19 protein-coding genes and 1 pseudogene are annotated in these 16,782 nt (G+C 67.3%); 10 read left to right on the top strand and 10 right to left on the bottom strand.

Annotated features, from left to right (window positions below; all coding sequences use genetic code 11):
• Nucleotide 1 precedes the first annotated feature (1 nt).
• Nucleotides 2-499, bottom strand: coding sequence for an NUDIX hydrolase (locus tag K6L26_RS15195; RefSeq protein ID WP_043369095.1), 498 nt, complete (start codon nt 497-499; stop codon nt 2-4).
• A gap of 266 nt (nt 500-765) precedes the next feature.
• Here K6L26_RS15195 and K6L26_RS15190 point away from each other — a divergent pair, with 266 nt between their 5' ends.
• Both K6L26_RS15190 and K6L26_RS15185 read left to right on the top strand, forming a co-directional pair.
• Complete coding sequence (locus K6L26_RS15190; RefSeq protein ID WP_036387093.1) at nt 766-1,065, top strand: hypothetical protein; 300 nt, start codon at nt 766-768, stop codon at nt 1,063-1,065.
• 101 nt (nt 1,066-1,166) lie between these two features.
• The gene (locus tag K6L26_RS15185; RefSeq protein WP_221850652.1) at nt 1,167-1,937 is read left to right on the top strand and encodes an SGNH/GDSL hydrolase family protein; all 771 of its coding nucleotides are present in this window, start codon (nt 1,167-1,169) and stop codon (nt 1,935-1,937) included.
• Here the strand turns inward: K6L26_RS15185 and K6L26_RS15180 are convergent.
• From K6L26_RS15180 to K6L26_RS15170, 3 genes are read right to left on the bottom strand one after another with little or no spacing between them, the layout of a single operon-like run.
• Nucleotides 1,934-2,335, bottom strand: coding sequence for a DUF732 domain-containing protein (locus K6L26_RS15180; RefSeq protein WP_221850650.1), 402 nt, complete (start codon nt 2,333-2,335; stop codon nt 1,934-1,936). The two genes, K6L26_RS15185 and K6L26_RS15180, sit on opposite strands and share 4 nt — an antisense overlap.
• Nucleotides 2,336-2,357: 22 nt before the next feature.
• A complete protein-coding gene (locus K6L26_RS15175; RefSeq protein WP_036387088.1) occupies nt 2,358-2,921 on the bottom strand; it encodes a hypothetical protein in 564 nt (187 codons plus the stop codon).
• Nucleotides 2,922-2,981: 60 nt separating this feature from the next.
• Nucleotides 2,982-3,782 (bottom strand): ketosteroid isomerase family protein, encoded by an 801-nt coding sequence (locus K6L26_RS15170; RefSeq protein ID WP_221850649.1) that lies wholly within the window; start codon nt 3,780-3,782, stop codon nt 2,982-2,984.
• Between the two features lie 90 nt (nt 3,783-3,872).
• Between K6L26_RS15170 and K6L26_RS15165 the strand changes: the two genes are divergently transcribed.
• The 3 genes from K6L26_RS15165 (at nt 3,873) to K6L26_RS15155 (ending at nt 6,597) form a co-directional block, all read left to right on the top strand.
• A complete protein-coding gene (locus K6L26_RS15165; protein ID WP_043371538.1) occupies nt 3,873-4,259 on the top strand; it encodes an Rv0313 family protein in 387 nt (128 codons plus the stop codon).
• A 114-nt stretch (nt 4,260-4,373) separates the two neighbouring features.
• Nucleotides 4,374-4,811 (top strand): hypothetical protein, encoded by a 438-nt coding sequence (locus tag K6L26_RS15160; protein WP_036387083.1) that lies wholly within the window; start codon nt 4,374-4,376, stop codon nt 4,809-4,811.
• Nucleotides 4,812-4,923: 112 nt separating this feature from the next.
• Entirely contained in the window at nt 4,924-6,597 is a 1,674-nt protein-coding gene (locus K6L26_RS15155) for an acyl-CoA synthetase (RefSeq protein ID WP_221850647.1), read from the top strand.
• A 1-nt stretch (nt 6,598) separates the two neighbouring features.
• Here K6L26_RS15155 and K6L26_RS15150 read toward each other — a convergent pair whose 3' ends face one another.
• The 3 genes and pseudogenes from K6L26_RS15150 to K6L26_RS15140 all read right to left on the bottom strand — a co-directional run bounded on the left by K6L26_RS15150 (nt 6,599) and on the right by K6L26_RS15140 (nt 9,095).
• Entirely contained in the window at nt 6,599-7,057 is a 459-nt protein-coding gene (locus K6L26_RS15150; protein ID WP_221850645.1) for an SRPBCC family protein, read from the bottom strand.
• 19 nt (nt 7,058-7,076) lie between these two features.
• A pseudogene (locus tag K6L26_RS15145) lies at nt 7,077-8,262 on the bottom strand (cytochrome P450).
• Nucleotides 8,259-9,095 carry a mycofactocin-coupled SDR family oxidoreductase gene (locus tag K6L26_RS15140; protein WP_085141637.1) on the bottom strand — a complete coding sequence of 279 codons (837 nt, stop codon included), beginning with the start codon at nt 9,093-9,095 and terminating at the stop codon, nt 8,259-8,261. Before K6L26_RS15140 ends, K6L26_RS15145 begins: the two are co-directional and overlap by 4 nt.
• A gap of 90 nt (nt 9,096-9,185) precedes the next feature.
• Between K6L26_RS15140 and K6L26_RS15135 the strand changes: the two genes are divergently transcribed.
• From K6L26_RS15135 to K6L26_RS15115, 5 genes are all read left to right on the top strand, one after another.
• Nucleotides 9,186-9,779, top strand: coding sequence for a TetR/AcrR family transcriptional regulator (locus tag K6L26_RS15135; RefSeq protein ID WP_221850643.1), 594 nt, complete (start codon nt 9,186-9,188; stop codon nt 9,777-9,779).
• Nucleotides 9,776-11,275 carry an AMP-binding protein gene (locus tag K6L26_RS15130; protein WP_221850641.1) on the top strand — a complete coding sequence of 500 codons (1,500 nt, stop codon included), beginning with the start codon at nt 9,776-9,778 and terminating at the stop codon, nt 11,273-11,275. Before K6L26_RS15135 ends, K6L26_RS15130 begins: the two co-directional genes overlap by 4 nt.
• A gap of 81 nt (nt 11,276-11,356) precedes the next feature.
• Nucleotides 11,357-11,917: a hypothetical protein gene (locus K6L26_RS15125; RefSeq protein WP_019346198.1), complete on the top strand. Its 561-nt coding sequence runs from the start codon at nt 11,357-11,359 to the stop codon at nt 11,915-11,917.
• Between the two features lie 6 nt (nt 11,918-11,923).
• Nucleotides 11,924-13,255 (top strand): Dyp-type peroxidase, encoded by a 1,332-nt coding sequence (locus K6L26_RS15120; RefSeq protein WP_076213870.1) that lies wholly within the window; start codon nt 11,924-11,926, stop codon nt 13,253-13,255.
• Nucleotides 13,252-14,256, top strand: coding sequence for a hypothetical protein (locus tag K6L26_RS15115; protein ID WP_019346196.1), 1,005 nt, complete (start codon nt 13,252-13,254; stop codon nt 14,254-14,256). The genes K6L26_RS15120 and K6L26_RS15115 overlap by 4 nt, the downstream gene beginning before the upstream one ends.
• A 10-nt stretch (nt 14,257-14,266) precedes the next feature.
• Here K6L26_RS15115 and K6L26_RS15110 read toward each other — a convergent pair whose 3' ends face one another.
• From K6L26_RS15110 to K6L26_RS15100, 3 genes are all read right to left on the bottom strand, one after another.
• Nucleotides 14,267-15,301, bottom strand: coding sequence for a DUF7159 family protein (locus tag K6L26_RS15110; RefSeq protein ID WP_221850639.1), 1,035 nt, complete (start codon nt 15,299-15,301; stop codon nt 14,267-14,269).
• A 123-nt stretch (nt 15,302-15,424) separates the two neighbouring features.
• Nucleotides 15,425-15,925, bottom strand: a complete 501-nt coding sequence (locus tag K6L26_RS15105; protein WP_221850637.1) for a nuclear transport factor 2 family protein — start codon at nt 15,923-15,925, stop codon at nt 15,425-15,427.
• Entirely contained in the window at nt 15,922-16,722 is an 801-nt protein-coding gene (locus K6L26_RS15100) for an SDR family NAD(P)-dependent oxidoreductase (RefSeq protein ID WP_221850635.1), read from the bottom strand. Before K6L26_RS15100 ends, K6L26_RS15105 begins: the two co-directional genes overlap by 4 nt.
• Nucleotides 16,723-16,782 lie beyond the last annotated feature (60 nt).

The raw sequence follows: 16,782 nt of genomic DNA, 5'->3' as shown, positions 1-16,782 counted from the left end.
GCTACTCGTCTCCGGGGGCGCCTTCGCCGTAGCCGGCCAGCTCGGGTGCGGCCATCAGCTGGTCCAACAGCGGGCGCTGACCGCTCAGCAGTTTGGTGCGCGCCGTGGCCACAGAAACCCAAGCAACGCGGTCGATTTCGGGGAACTCCACGAGGCGCCCCGATCCCTTTGGCAGCTCGATGCTGAACGTGTTGCTCACGGCCGCGGCGGGATCGAAGTCGGCTTGCACCGCGAACACGGTGACCACCTTGCCGCCCGCCTGACGCACCGGTGCCAGTTCGATGCGCGGACCTGCCGGCGGAGGGGAACCGAGTTCCTCGGCGAACTCACGTTGCGCCGCCACCCACGGGTCCTCCCCGTCGGCGTACTCCCCCTTGGGTACCGACCACGCGCCGGCGTCTTTGCGCGCCCAGAACGGTCCGCCGGGATGGGCGATCAACACCTCCACCTCCGCACCGACGAAGCGGTACAGCAGGACACCCGCACTGAGCTTTGCCACCTGTTGCACGCTACGCGGTGCCGCCGGCGCGACCAGAACCAGTGATGCCGGACACTTTGCCAAACGTCCGTAACCGCAGTCACTTCCGCGATGTTCGGCAAATGTGACGCACAACTCCTCAAACGGTTTCGGTCAGCCGGAATTTAATATGTGAACTGCCGGTTAACCATTAGGTAACACTTAAACGCGCTAGCAACGGCACCCCACCAAAGGCGCGCCTGCGGGACCGTATGCGACACAACAGAACAGGAAAGAAGGCACCAAAGATGATGAGGCTAGGATTTGCCGGCGCATTGGTTGGCGCAGCCACGGCAGCGGTGATCGGCTTGGCCGCCCCCGCCCAGGCCGCTCCCACCGGTCCGGGCAGTGCCCAACAGACCATCAGCGAGTTGCAGGCTCAGGGCTACAAGGTCGTGGTCAACCACATCGGCTCGACCCCGCTGGACAAGGCTTCGGTGGTGGCGGTTCGCCCGGGCCAGACCTATACCCGGACAGATTCCGGTAACCCGGGCGACAACTTCCAGACCAGCGTCGTCAACAAGACGATTTACGTGGACGTGAAGTAAGCCCAAACTTCGTGAAACATCAAGAAGGGGCGTCCTTTTGGGGCGCCCCTTCGTTGTGTCCGGCTCAGGCGCCCGACCCGGCGCGCGCTAGAGTCGCCAACGTGCGACGTTTCACCCGCTATGTCGCCCTCGGCGACAGCCAGACCGAAGGATTGTGGGATGGCGACGACACCGTCGGCCTGACGGGGTTCGCCGATCGGCTCGCGGTGCGCCTCGACGGGCTGTTCCCCGGGTTGGGCTATGCCAATCTCGCCATTCGCGGCCACCGGATCGGCGATGTGCTGCGCACTCAACTGCCCACCGCGCTGTCCATGGAGCCCGACCTCGTCACGGTCTGTATCGGGATGAACGACGTAACCCGGCCCGGCCGCTCGTTCACCCGGGCCCTGGGTGATCTCGAGTATGTGTATCGCTCCCTCGCCGCATCCGGAGCCACAGTGGTCACCACCACGTTCCCGGACATCACTGAGATCCTTCCGGTGGGCAGGCTGCTCGGCACACGGGTGATCCAGATCAACGACGCGATCACCGATGCGGCCGAGCGGTACGGATTCCACCTCGTCGACCTGTACTCGGCACCCTCGATGCGTGAGCCGGAGACCTGGAGTCCCGACCGCGTGCACGGGTCGGCGAAGGGGCACGCCTTGTTCGCCGCGGCAGCCGCCGAGGCACTGGGATTGCCTGGCAGCAACCATGATTGGGCGCTGGCGACCGGTGGTGATCAGACCCAGTCGTTTCGGGCCCGCGCCTACTCGCAGGTGTTGTGGACGCAGAACATGCTCATGCCGTGGCTGTGGCGCCACCTGCGCGGCCAGTCCGGCGGCACCGGCCGCTCGCCACGGCGGCCCGATCTGATGTGCCTCAGCGCCTAGCTGAAGCCCAGGACCGACCAGGCCAGATCGGCTGGGCCGCCGAGCAGGTTGCCCTCACCGGCCTTGGCCACCATCGCCGGGCAGAACGTGGAGATCGCGACCCCGGTGAACATCGTGGCCGGCCCCAACGACATACCGCCGGTGTCGGCGACCTTGGCCGCCACATCGGCGGCGGTCTGGCCCGGCTCGGCCAGCATCGGACACACCGACTGCCCCAATGCCACAGCCTGCGCCGGATCTGCCGCAGTCACACCCGCTCGGCTCAGCGCGTCGACGAAAACCGAATCGATCGGATCTGCCTCGGCCGGCGCGGCGATCACGCCGGCGGCGATCCCGGCCAGCGTGACGCCTACCGTGACGGCGAGCACTCGGCAGGACCGGATCACGTTGCGCGGCATGGCCGTAATCGTACGGGCCTCCTCAGACCCCACCCCAGGCGGAGTCGAGTTCTTTGGCGACGTCGATGACCTTGGCCTGCTCAGAAGCCGGGCTGTCGATCTCGCCGGCCACGTGCGCGGCGATGAACCGTTTGATCTCGGCGTCGACGCCGGCCAGGATGCGCAGCACCTCGGCGCGCAGCGACTTCGAGGTGACGTGGATCGAGATGTCCGAGGGCCGCGGCTTCTTCACATCGAGGATCAACAGCAGCGGCTCGGCGGCCAACGCGGAGGCCCGCAGCGCGATCTCGCCGAACACCATGAATTTGGGGCGGTCGATACGCAGGTCGATCACCATGTCGATCTCCAGCGGGATCCGGATGGAGAACGTGATGGTGTCGCCCACGATGCGGCTCACCCGCGGCTTCTGGATGTTGACCCGCGCGGTGACCTTGGCGATCTTGCCGGGCCCTTGCGCGATCGGACCCATCTCGAACTCGTCGCCCGCGATCGCGCCGATGGCGTCGCCGACCCGTTCCTCGGATACGGCCACCTCGAAGAACCGGCGACCGAATTCCTCGTAGGTGATGTAAGCGTGATCAGCCATGATCCCTCTACGGTCTCACGACGACGGGCGAGGCCGGCGCAGCCGGGCCGGTTTGCTTCGTCACGTCGCGTCGGCGAAGTACCGCAACCGGGTGACCGCGCGTGTCCCCGGTCCGAAATCGGCGATCAGCACGGCCCGGCGTCCGCCACGGTCCAGACCGGCCACCGCACTGGACCCGGACGTGATCAGCTTGCGCCACGACGCACCCGTGGTGCGCTCCACCAATCCGGATGTGCTCAGGCCTCCGTCGTCACCGGTGCGGATTGCGGTGTCCGTCCCCAGCCGTCGTTGCACCGCCACCGCGTCCCCGGCACACAGATCGTCGAGCAGCCCGGTGAACAGGCGCTTGCCGGTCCGGCCGGCGCCGCCCATGCCCCTGGCGAACCCGAGCGCGCCGGCCGGCCCCTGGTTGCGCAGCAACGCCGCGGACAGCCGCAGCCCGACCGGCACCGCGCCGAGCCCCGCCTTGGCGAATTTCCCGATCATCGCGGGCAGCTCCCAGTACGCCTGCAACTGACCGATGCGCGGCCCGTCGGCAGCGGGAGTAACGGCGTACCGAAGGTAGGCCGGAATCCGCATCGTGACCGACGGGCTCATCACGACTTCGAGTTCGAGGTCACGGATCACCGTCGATCCGCTGACGATGTCGATGTCTCGGTGGAAGGTGATGTCGCGTGGTGCGATGAAGGTGTCGTAGAACCGCTCGATCTGGGCGTGGCCAATGTGGGGCCGTGAGCCCACGGGGTCTTCGACCTTTCCGCCTGCAGCGAACAGGCCCACCCATTCCTGTCGGTCATGCGCACCCGCTGCCTGCGGTGACAACTCGACAGTGGCTAACAGCTCGTCCCGTGTGAAGGCCATCTGGATCGTTTACCATTCCGCTCTGCCGTGCGTGCGCGCACACTGGTGTTGTACACGTGGGGTCGCCCCACCACCACCGAGGAGAGCGCAATGAGTGGCAGTGGACCTTTCGGGTTCGACCCCGAGGACTTCGACCGCGTCGCCCGCGAAGCCGGCGAAGGTTTGCGCGACGCCCTCGACGGGTTGAGCAAGTTCATCACGCGGCCCGGCCAGGCCGGTGGTTGGGCAGGTCTGATCGATGAGTTCGCCCGGTTCTCGCAGCCCAGGACCGAGCCGGAGACCACCGGCGAGAAGGGCGACGGAGTGTGGGCCATCTACACCGTCGACGACGCGGGCGGCGCCCATATCGAGCAGGTGTACCCGAACGAACTCGAGGCCCTGCGGGCCAACGCGAGCAACACGGATCCGGGCCGCCGGGTGCGGTTCCTGCCCTACGGCATCGCGGTCAGCGTGCTCGATACAAATACCGGCGAGTAACAACGACTCGAATTGCTGACTACCCGCCGCCGCGACCGGCTAGGCTTCTGGCCCAAAGTCAACGAACTCCGCCGGTCTGAGACAACCAGGGTCCGGCAACGCTGAGGGTGGAACATGATTCGGGAACTCTTCGCCACGACGGCGGTCGCCGCGGCGGCACTGGCAACAGCCATTTCGGTGGCGCCGGGCGCTCTGGCCGACGACAACACCAACATGTACCCGGACAATCCGGGCCGCTATCCCACCGATGTCCCGGGGATGAGCTACGAAGCGTCCAATGGCGCACCCTGCTACAGCTGGGAGCGCAACGTCTTCGGCCGCGGCCCGGGCGGCACGGCGATGCAGTGCAAGTGGATTCCGAACCAGTGGCCGCCGGTGTACACGGGCTTCTGGACTTACGCCTACCCGTTGAACGGCGTGCAGGAGATCGGGTCGCCATGCCCTGGGCCGCAGGAGGCCGCTCAGTCGCCTGACGGTCGGCCGATGCTGTGCCTCGGCGCGCAGGGGTGGCAACCGGGCATATTGACCGGAGACGGTTTCTTTCCGGTCTGACCCGGTGTGACGGTGTGATCCGACCTGAGGCGCGGGTCACATCCCCTCGGCCATACAGCCAAGTGGTGCATGTATGGTCGTGGGGCCCGAGTCCGTGCACACCAGGAGTGCCATGAGCGCCGACGTGAAGTTCGATCTGTCCACAGTCTTCTCCACGGTGGCCGACGCCGTGCCCGATCAGACCTTCCTGGTGTGGCGGGATCGCCGCTTGAGCTACGCCGAGTTCGACGCGCGCGTCGACGGCTTCGCGCACTACCTGGTCTCGGCCGGTCTCGGGGTGCACACCGAGCGCGACGGCCTGGCCGGACATGAATCGGGTCAGGACCACCTCGGCATCTACCTGCGCAACGGCAACGAGTACCTCGAGTCCATGATCGGCAGCTACCGCGCGCGGGTGGCACCGTTCAACGTCAGCTACCGGTATGTGGAAGAGGAGCTCCTCTACCTGCTGAAGGATTCGAACGCCCGGGCGGTGATCTACAACGCCGAGTTCGCGCCCCGGGTGGCCGCGATCCGCGACCAATTGCCCAACCTGCAGGTGTTCATCCAGGTCGCCGACGAGTCGGGTAACGCGCTGCTGCCGGGTGCCGTCGATTACGAGACAATCCTGAAAACCCCTGCGCCGCAAGCGGGCATGCCGACCCCATCCGGCGACGATCTCTACGTTCTCTACACGGGCGGCACCACCGGCATGCCCAAGGGTGTGCTGTGGCGCCAGCACGACATCTTCCTGTCCTCGATGGGCGGCCGGCCGTTCGGCAGCGACACCTTCATCGGTTCGTACGAGGAACTCGCCGAGCGCGCGCGCACCGCGGGCGGCGGTTTGTCGCTGCTGATGATCCCGCCGTTCATGCACGGGGCCGCGCAGTGGGCCGCCTACAACGCCATCACGATGGGCGGAAAACTGGTCATCCCCGACGATGTGGTGCGGATGCGCCCCGACAACGTGCTGACGCTGGCCGCGCGCGAGCGCGTGTTGAGCATCCCGGTGGTCGGCGATGCGATCGCCCGGCCGCTGATCGACGAGATCGAGAAGGGCGACTACGACCTGTCCGGCCTGTTCACGATCACCAACGGAGGCGCGCCGCTCTCCCCCACCGTGCGGGAACGGATCCTGGCCGCGCTGCCGCACCTGATGCTGCTCGACGCCGTGGGATCCTCCGAGTCGGGCACCCAGATGAGCACCGCTTCCACCGCGGGCACCGATTCCGAGGCCGCCATTTTCAGTCCGCAGTCCGACACCGCTGTGGTCGCCGAGGACATGTCCCGGGTGCTCGGCCCCGGCGAGGGCGGCGGCTGGCTGGCCCGGCGCGACCTCATCCCGCTGGGTTACCTGGGCGATGAGGCCAAGACCGCCCGGACCTTCCCCACCATCGACGGAGTCCGCTGGGCGGTTCCGGGCGACCGGGCAAATGTGTTGGAGGACGGCCGCATTCAGCTGCTGGGCCGGGATTCTGTCACCATCAACTCGGGCGGCGAGAAGATCTTCGTCGAAGAGGTGGAACGGGCCATCGCCGCGCACCCGGCCGTGTACGACGTGGTGGTGGTCGGTCGCCCGTCGGAGCGGTGGGGCAACGAGGTCGTGGCTGTGGTGCAGTTCGCCGAAGGCGCCTCGGCCACCGACGAGGAACTCGTGGCGGTGTGTGAGCGTGCGATCGCGCGCTACAAGATTCCGAAGGCCTTCGTCCGGGCCGAGCAGATCGTGCGCTCCCCCGCGGGCAAGGCCGACTACCGCTGGGCCAAGTCGGTGGCCACCGAGCATGCCGAGGCGGTCAGCACCGCCTGACTCACGCCGCGAACAGTTTCGCGATCCCGGCCAGCATCGTGGTGTGGGCGGTGACCGCCTGCCCCACTGTGACCGCCAGCAACGGCCGCGGAGCGGCGATGGTCAACTCCTCGGTGATCCTGGTTCCGGTTTCGCCGGCCGCGAAATCCACCCGGCTGTCGAGCCGCACCTGTGGGAACTGCCGGGCCTGCGCGGTCACCGCACCCGTGGTGGGAACGATGAGACTGGCCCGATAGGTGATCGGAAGTGTCAACGACCCCAGGGGGATTCGGTCGCGTACCTGATAGTCCTGCCGATACCCGTCGCCCAGGTCCACGCGGCCGGTACTGCGAACCCACTGCACGAGGGGGTGCACCCGAGAAATGTTGTCCAGATCGACGTAGAACGCCCGCACCTGTTCCGGCGGGGCAGGCACCTCGCCGCTGACACTGCGCCGGGCCCGCCCGATCCAGATGCTCACGGCGCCCAGTTCACCACAGTCAGTTCACCACGATGCGCAATTGCTCCCAACCGCGCACCGTCGAGGTAGGCGCGAGTTTCGCACTGTCGTAGTCGATCTCCCATTCCGGGAACCGGTTGAGCAACTCGTCGAGCGCGAACGCGGCCCTCGAGGCGGGCCAGGTTGGCGCCGAGACAATAGTGCAGGCCCTTGCCGAAAGTCAGGTGGCTGATGTTGTCCCGATGAATGTCGAAGATGTCGGGGTCGCGGTAACGACGTGGGTCGCGGTTGGCCGCCCCGAAAAGCAGCAGCATCGCACTGCCGGCGGGCACGGTGCTGCCCTCATATTCGTAATCTCTTGCCACCCAACGTGCCACGTGCGGTCCGGTGGGTTCGAAACGAAGTGTCTCGTCGACTGCCCGGGTCAACAGCGACCGATCCTGCTCCACTTCGCGACGCTGGTCGGGATGTTCGGCCAGCACTTTCGCCAGCCAGCCGATGAGCCGTCCGGTGGTCTCGTTGCCCGCCCCGGCGACCACCTGGGTGTAGTGCAGCACCTCTTTACGATCGAGCTTGCGGGTGACCCCGAGCTCGTCGGTGAACTCGACGTTGAGCAGTGCGGTCATCAGGTCGTCGGAGGGATTCCTGGACCGCCATTCGACGTAGTCGGCGTAGATCCGGCCATCGGCGATGCGGTCGGCCTGCGCCACCTTCATCGGCGCGCCGGGTTTGGTGCGCAAATTCGCGTCGTTGGCGTCACGGACCTCGATCTGCTCGGATTCCGGTATACCCAGCAGCATGCCGATCACCCGCATCGGCATCATCGACGCCAGTTCGGCGATGATGTCGAAATCGCCTGAGCCGACCAGCGGATCGAGGCACCGCACGCAGAACCGCCGGATCTGATCCTCGATCTCGGCCATCCGCCGGGGCGTGAACACCCGCGACATCAGCCCGCGCAGCAGGGTGTGCATGGGCGGGTCTTCGAACATCATCACGCCCGGCGGCATGTCGAAGTCGGACTTGACCAGTTCGAGGATGTCACTGCGGCTGTTGGAGAAGGTTTCCCAGTCCGACAATGCCTTCTCGACATCGGCGTGCCGGGACAGTGCCCAGAAGTCGTATCGCTCGTTGTGATAGAGCGGGGCTTCGTCGCGCAGCCGGGCGTAGATCGGATAGGGATCGGCGACGATCCCGGTGTCGTACGGGTCGTAATAGACGCTCATTTGAGGCAGCTGCCGGCGTCGACGGGCAGCGTCACTCCGGTGATGTAGCGGGCTTCGTCCGACGCCAGGAACAAGACCGCATTGCTGATGTCCTCGGGCGTGACCCACGGAATCGGCAGCATGTGAAAGGTCTGGCAGATCGGTGCCAGATCGTCGGGTCCGGGGTTCTCCAGGTCCGGCCGGAACATGCGGTAGGTGGTGTCGTTCATCAGCATCGGGCTGTTGACGTGGGTCGGGTGTACGGAATTGACCCGGATCGAGTGCTGGCCCAGTTCGACGGCGAAGCTCCGCATCAGCCCGACCACACCGTGTTTGGCCGCGACGTAGTGCCCGGTGAACGGGTAGGCCTTCGAACCCGCCACCGAACTGGTCAGAATGATCGAACCGCCGCGCCCTCCCGCGAGCATGTGGGGCACACCGGCTTTCACCGTCTTCCACACCCCGCTGAGGTTGACGTCGATCATCTCCTGCCAGAGGTCCTCGTCCATCCGGTCCAGCTTCACCCCGGTGGTGCCGATGCCCGCATTGGCCGCGATGATGTCCAGCCGGCCGAGTTGCTCGACACCACTGTCGACCGCCGCTGCCAGCGCGCTGAAATCACGCACGTCGACCTCGGCGGTGACGATGCGCCGCCCGAGGTTCTTGACCAGGTTCGCGGTCTCGGCGAGGTCTTCGGTCGTCGCACCCGATGCCGGGGACCGGTCGAACGAGGCGCAGATGTCCACGCCGATGATGTCGGCTCCCTCGGCGGCCAGCCGGACCGCGTGGCTGCGTCCCTGACCGCGCGCCGCGCCGGTGATCAACGCGACCTTGCCCTCGACCCGTCCTGCCATTGCCCCACCCTCCGCCGACTTTGGGCGATCGCCCAATAACTACACTCAGGCAATGTCTAGCAGCCGCCGCCACGCGTGGTCAAGGGTGCGATGAGTACGCAAAAGGCCGCGTCCGGACGCGATTCGAGCACCCGCAGAGCACTGATCCGAGCCACCGCCCAGGTGATGCTCGCCGAGGGGTATGCCGCCGCGACATCGCGTCGGGTGGCCGCGGAGGCCGGGGTCAAACCCGCACTAGTGCACTACTACTTCCCCAGCATGGACGACCTCTACGTGGCGGTGCTGCGGGCCGGCGCCGAAGCGAACCTCAGCACCCAGCGGGAGGCCTTCGCCGAGCAGTCTCCCCTGCACGCGCTGTGGTCGCTCAACAGTGCGCAGGGCGCTGCGCTGTGGATGGAGTTCATGGCGCTGGCCAACCACCGCAAGGCCATCCGCAGCGAGATCGCGGCCTATGCCGACCGGTTCCGCGACCTAGAGGAGTCGGCGATGGCCGCTGCCTTGCAGGCGCACGGTGTCGACACCGACGAATTCCCGCCGGTGGTGATGTCGATGATCGTGGCGAGCCTGGCCCGCATCCTGGTCTTGGAACAGGGCCTCGGCATCAGTCGCGGTCACGCGCAGGCGCAGGATTTCGTGCGGCGTTATCTGGATCGGTTCGAACTCCACCGCGGCGGCCCAGAGTGACCTTGCTACATGAGTTGATCGCGGCCGCGGCCGCGGCGGCGCCGCAGCGGCCGGCCGTGATCACCGACGACGGAGCCACCACAACCTTCGCCGAGCTCGATCGCCAGGTCCACGACGTCGCCGGTTGGATCGCGGCCCGGACCGCGCCCGGCGACCGGGTGGCCGTCGTCGCCGACAACAGCGCTGCCTACGCGCAGCTGTACTACGGCGTGCCGCGCAGCGGACGCATCCTGACCCTCATCAATCAGCGTCTCAGTCCGAACGAGCAAGCCGCACAGTTGTCCACCGTCGCCCCCGCACTGATCCTCGGCGACGAACGCTACCTGTCGGCCCTGGCCGGCACGGGCGCCGCGGTGGAGCGGGCCGTCGCGTTCGAGTCCGAGCGGTGGCGGGCGGCGACCACTTCCGGCCTGCCCTGCCCCGAGGTCACGAATCCTGACGATCCGGCCTGGCTGTTGTTCACCAGCGGGTCCACCGGTACCCCGAAAGCTGTTGTGCACAGCCATCGTTCGATTCTCACCGCCGTCTGGGGCTCGGTCGAGGGCCGCTCGGTGCAGCCCGGCGGCGTCTACCTGCTGCCGTTCCCGATGTGCCATATCGCCGGATACAACATGCTGGTCCAGCACGCGGTCGCCGCAACGGTCGTACTGTGCGCACAGTTTCGCCCGGATGGTTTCGCCGAACTGGTCCGCACGCACGGGGTGACTTCGTGCTCGCTGGCGCCGACGATGCTGCACGCCCTGCTGGGTCATCTGAGCCGCACCGGGACCGACCTGCCCAGCCTCACGGCGATCGCCTACGGATCGGCCGCGATGCCCCTGGATCTGCTGCGGCGCGCGATCGAGATGCTCGGGGTCGACTTCCATCAGGGCTACGGGATGACCGAAACCGGCGGGAACATCACGTTTCTCGGCCCGGACGACCATCGGGCCGGAGCCGCGGGCCGACCTGACCTGCTGACCAGTGCGGGCCACCCGCACCCCGGCATCGAGATCGGTATCGCCGACCCGTCCGGGAATCTGCTGGCCACGGGCCGGGTGGGCGAGATCGTGGTGCGCGGCGCGCAGGTGACGCCCGGCTACTGGCCTGACGGTGTCAGTACCGCGAACGGCTGGTTGCATACCGGCGACATGGGCCGCACCGACGCCGACGGGCGCCTGTACGTCGTCGACCGGCTCAAGGACATCATCGTCACCGGCGGCGAGAATGTGTCGTCGCGCGAGGTGGAGGATGTGCTGTCGGGCCACCCCGCCGTCGACCAGGTGGCCGTGGTCGCCGTACCCGACGACTACTGGGGTGAAGCGGTGTGCGCCGTGGTCGTCCCGGTACCGGGGCGCGCGCCGATGGCCGAGGAACTCATCGAGTATGTCCGACAGGAGATCGCGGCGTTCAAGCGACCTCGGGTGGTGCTGTTCACCGAGGCGCTACCGCTCACCGGCAACGGCAAGGTCGCCAAAGACCGGGTGCGCGCCTTCGCCCGCGCCCGGCAAATTTAACGCGCCGTCAACTCAATCCCGTTCGGGTGGCCCACAACGGTGCTAGCGTTCGGCGTTACCTGCGGACACCTGGAGTGCCACATGACTGCCGACGATCGTGACTGGACCACACCCGCTGCGATGGCCATCCCGCCGGAGGGCTATTTCGAACTTGTGCCGGGGCGTTACGGGCCCACCTACCCGAGAACTCCTGCTTGCCACGGCTTTACCATCATCGCCAAGGTGAAGGAGGGGCGCGAGGAGGCGGTCCGCGCCTACGGCAAACAGATCGAGGAGGCCGTCGCAGCCAGCCCGGAGGTCCTCGCACCTCTGCGGCTGCACTATTTGCGTTGGCAGCTGTTCGATGTCGGCTCCGGGTTGCACTTCCAGTACCAGGGCATCTTCGACACCGACTTCGACAAGTACACCGAAGACGCGGTGCAACTGTTCAGCGCTACCGGCATCACCACGGTGTTCACCAACCTGGAGGGGTTTCCCGAGGATTGGAAGGAGAACCCGCAGGCGTTCATCGAGTTCGTCCGGGCTCACCAGGTGCCGAGCTTCCTGGAATACGGTGAGTACCCGTACGTCACCGCCGACGAGATCAAGAAGGCACTGCGGCTCAAGGCCGCCTTCTCCACCATGCTCGATCAGATGCAGTAGCCGGCCGTGCTCGAGCTCGACGAGATTCAACACATTCTGTTGACGCGCACCCCGGCTCTCACCGGGCGTTACGAGTTCCTGACGTTCGACACCGCCGAGGGCGGCCGGGCCTGGCTCGCCGCGCTGTTGGACAAGGTGCAATCAGCGGCCGACGCGGCGGCCACCATGGACGAGTCCGACCGCTGGGTCACGCTGGCATTCACCTGGACCGGGTTGCGGGCGCTCGGCGTCGCGGAGGAATCGTTGGCGACGTTCCCCGACGCGTTCCGGCAGGGCATGGCGCAGCGTGCCGCGATTCTGGGCGACACCGGCGCCGCGGCGCCTGAGCATTGGCTCGGCGGCCTGGCCGGTGAGGATCTGCACGCCATCGCGATTCTGTTCTCCCGCACCGACGAGCAGTGTCGCCGCTCGATCGAGGAGCACGACAAGCTGCTGGACCGAACCGACGGGGTGCGCAGCCTGTCCCATCTCGACCTGAACGCCACGCCGCCGTTCAACTACGCCCACGACCATTTCGGATTCCGTGACCGGCTGTCCCAGCCGGTCATGAAAGGTTCCGGGGAGCAGCCCACCCCGGGCTCGGGTGATCCGCTCGAGCCCGGTGAGTTCATCCTCGGCTATCCCGACGAGGACGGCCCGGTCGCCAACCTGCCCCAGCCGGAAGTGCTTTCGCGCAACGGCAGCTACCTGGCCTACCGCCGGCTCGAGGAGCATGTCGCGCTGTTCCGGGACTACGTTCGCGAGCGGTCGGATTCACCCGAGGCCGAGGAGCTGCTGGCGGCGAAATTCATGGGCCGGTGGCGCAGCGGCGCTCCCCTGGTCCTGGCACCCGACCGCGACGATCCCGAGCTCGGCGCAGATCCCATGCGCAACAACGACTTCAACTACAAGGAAATGGATCCCTTCGGCTACGCGTGCCCGCTGGGTTCACATGCGCGCCGGCTCAATCCGCGGGACACCGCGCACTACATGAACCGGCGCCGGATGATCCGGCGCGGGGCCACCTACGGCCCGGCACTGCCGGACGGGGCCCCCGACGACGGTGTCGAGCGGGGCATCGCGGCGTTCATCATCTGCGCCGACCTGGTTCGCCAGTTCGAGTTCGCGCAGAATGTCTGGATCAACGACAAGACGTTCCACGAACTGGGCAACGAGCACGACCCGATTTGCGGAACCCAGGACGGCACGCTGGACTTCACCGTTCCTAAACGACCGATACGCAAGGTACACAAGGGAATTCCGGCGTTCACCACCCTGCGCGGTGGCGCCTACTTCTTTCTGCCGGGCATGTCAGCGCTACGTTATCTGGCCGCCGGCAACGGAAAGGCAGCCCCATGACCGGTGCTCGTACGTACAACCAGACCCATGTGCCCCGCCGTCATGACGGCCGACGGCGCATCACGATCTATTGGACCTGGAGCTATCCGTGGGAGGCGCAGCGCAGTCCGGCCGCGCTGGAGAACCGGTTCTCCACGATGACCGAGGTGCGCAACGCGCTGTGGCCGGCCTACGAAACACCCGACTACAGCGAGGCCGCCTTTCTGCAGGGCATCGCCGGCACGCTGGAGTTGTTTCACCGTTCCACCCTGGCCTTCCAGGAATTGGCGGGCGAGGTCACCGGACACCCGGTGGCCGTGTTCCAGCGGATCGATCAGGCCGGCTACCGCCTCCCGATCGATGAACGGGTACTCGATGACTGCGACACCTTGATGGTGTTCGGCCTCGACCACATCCTGTCGCAGCAGGAGGCTGACCTGGCCGAAGTCACGGCCATCCGGCGCTGGCTGCAGCGCGGAGGCACCTGTCTGTTATTGGCGCCCCATCACGACGTGGGTGACACCGACGACTATGCCCGGCGACAGGTCGAGTATCTGCACCACGGCGATCCGCTGGTGCCGCGGCAACAACGCTTCGGGCAGTACACCCGCTCGCTGATGGCGGCACTGGACGTACCGGTGCACAACACCTGGGGGTTGCGGCCGGCAGTCGTGACGGGCACCACCGAGATCGCCCCGCTGACGACGGTGCGCGATCTGGATTCCCTCGGACTGCTCACCGATGTCACGACGTTCAATTTCCATCCCCACCTGCCGCACTACGAGCTGGCCGCGCCGGAAAGCGAGGCTTTGCGGGTACTGGGTCGTCAACTGGTCGATCCGTCCCGGCCGCATCCGTTCACCGAGGCGGGTAATACCGCGTTCAACGCGCTGATCTGGATGCCGCCCAGTGGTGATCGGGCCGGCGACATCGTCCTGGTCGACTCCACGAATTTCACGACGCTGTTCGGCGGCACCGACAGCCTCAGGCAATTCTGGAACAACCTGGCGACCATGCGGTGATCGGCTTCCGCTAGGGCATCGCCGCGAGCAGCCAGCCGCTGATGGGATCAGACGGAGGCGCGGGGGCCGGGGCCGGCGCAGGTGCCGGGACCAGCATGGGAGCGGGCGCCGGCGCGGCTCCAGGCGAAGCGAGAGCGGGTCCCGGAGACGGATCTGCGGCAACGTGGGCCTCGGCGCCAGGCAGGTGCGCCTGCACCGCCGGCAGGTGCGCGGCATTGACGGTGGCCGACTGCTGCATCGGCACGGCGGGCACTGCCGGCGCCTGCGCCGGGGCGGCCGCCGGAACTACCGGAATGGGTTGTGCTGCGGGGGTTTCCGCCACCGCGACGGTCTGTACCGAGACTGTGGGTTGGGCGGTTTCCGCGGGCAGTTCGGCCACCTGTTCGGCCGGTTGCGCAATCGGCGCGCGGTCGGCGCGCTGAGCGACGGGGCCGTCTTCGGGCCGCGCTACCGATCGGGTCTCTTCGCGCGGTGAGACGACGGTGACCAGTTGCGGCTCGGCAGCCGCGTTGACATCGGTATCGACGGCGGCGGGGACCGGTACGGGGTCGACGTGCTGCGAGCCCACGGTCATCAGCCCGGTGGCGATCGCCGCGACAGCCGCGGCCGCGGCCCGCACCGCGGGGTACCGACGAGGCGCCGGGGCGCGGACCGCGGCAGGCCTGGGCGTCCTGGCCACGGCATTGGTCGCGACGGCGAGGGCGGCAGCGCGGGCGCCCCGCACAGCGGCCCCGGTCCCGAAATCGTCGGGAACGATGCGTACGTCGTCGAACCCGGCGGCAGCCAGCAGATCGAGGAGTTGGCCGAGGGCTTCGTCGGCGTCGGCGCCGGCAGCGGACACTCCGATCGAGGCCACATCCTGGCCGCTGGAAGCGGCGATGGCCTGAGCGCTGCGGGCAGCAGCGGTGGCCCGGACCGCCAGTTGGTCAGTGGCATCGACCTCGAAGGCGTCGTCATCGAGCGTGGTGTCTCCCGCGCCGCGGCCGTCGACAAGTGCCCAGGCGATGCCGTGCGAACTCACCGACAGCCCCAGCACCGTCTTCACCCTGCGTCCTCGATTCCCGTCGTGTGGCTGAGACCCGACCGCGACGAGCGTAAATCGCGCGGCAGCTATCGGCATCCGGTGGGAGAAATCGGTAACCGCATGGGCACCCAGAGTTCATCTGGGTCAGGTCGAGGGCCGGCCTGCCACGCCTGTGGTCAACAGCCGGTGCGCTGCCGGGTCGCCGTTGAGCAGGCGGCTGGTCCGCCGGGTGATCTGCCAGCACCCGGCTGCGCGAGTCAGTTCGAAGTGGTTGGCCGTGGCCCGCCACACGACGTATTCACTGGACCCGTCGGGGGTTTCGCGGCGGACGAGCACCAGGGACTCGCAGACCGCCACGGCGGTGTCATCGTCCACCGTGACCACGGCCGGGCCGAGGAAGTGGCTGCAACCCGAGGCCACCAGGTCACGGTGCGACGCCGAACTGACCATCGCGTGGACGTCCGCGCGGCTGGCCATCGTCCAGCCCTCGACCTCGTAGCGGCCGTCGGTCGCCCACAGCGCGGCGGCACCGTCCGCGTCGGCCGCGTCGACGTGGGGACCGTACGACGCGATCAAGCGGGCGATGTCGCGTTCGTCCTCGAGCCGGCGCAGCCGAGCCTCAAGCACAGCCGTGTCGGATGTCATTGCGGCGCACGCTGATTGATCAGGTTGCGGATGGCCGCGTCGGACTTGAGCACCACCTGTGCGCGGTCGGGCGCGCTGTTCATCTCGGCTCGTTCGGCGTTGCCACCGGCCACGTGGACCGGCCCCGCACCCAGATGGTCCAGCCCCTCGCGGGCGACTTCTGCCGGATCGTTGATCCGCATTCCGGGTGCCTCGAAGTTCAGCCCGGCTCGCTCCATCGCCGGGGTGCGAGTCACCCCGAGCACGAGCTCCAGTACGTCGACGTTGTAGTCCCGCAATTCCAGCCACAGGCTTTCGGCGAACAGCCGACCGTACGCCTTGACGCCGCCGTAGACCGTGTGGCGCATCGATCCGGCGTAGCCGGCCAGCGATCCCACCAGCAGGATGCCGCCGCGGCCTCGTGCGGCCATCGGCCGGCCGAAATGCTGCACGAGTTCCATCATCCTGGTGACGTTGAGCTCGACGACCTTCTGGAATTCGGCCAGCGGTGCGTCCAGGAACCGTTCGCCGCAGGTGTTTGCCCCGGCGTTGTAGATCAGTAGGCCGACCTCCAGGTCGGCCGTCGCCTCGGAGATCTGTGCGGTCGGCGCGCCGTCCACCAGATCCACGGCCAGCGTGCGCACCTGCACACCGAGCTTCCGGCAGAGCTGCGCGGTGGCTTCCAGCGGCCCGGGTTTGCGTGCCAGCAGGACCAGGTTGAACCCGTCTTCGGCCAACATGCGGGCGAATTCTGCGCCGACCCCCTCGGAGCCGCCGGCGATCACGGCCCACGGGCCGTATTTGGCAAGGTCGGTCATGCTCGGTGATGCTATCTTTGGCCGCCGAACCGGCCCACGATCGGGCCGCAAGGAGGCGAT

Source organism: Mycobacterium farcinogenes, from assembly GCF_019739075.1.
GTDB classification, from domain to species: Bacteria; Actinomycetota; Actinomycetes; order Mycobacteriales; family Mycobacteriaceae; genus Mycobacterium; species Mycobacterium senegalense.
This window is presented reverse-complemented; position numbering and strand designations above follow the sequence as displayed.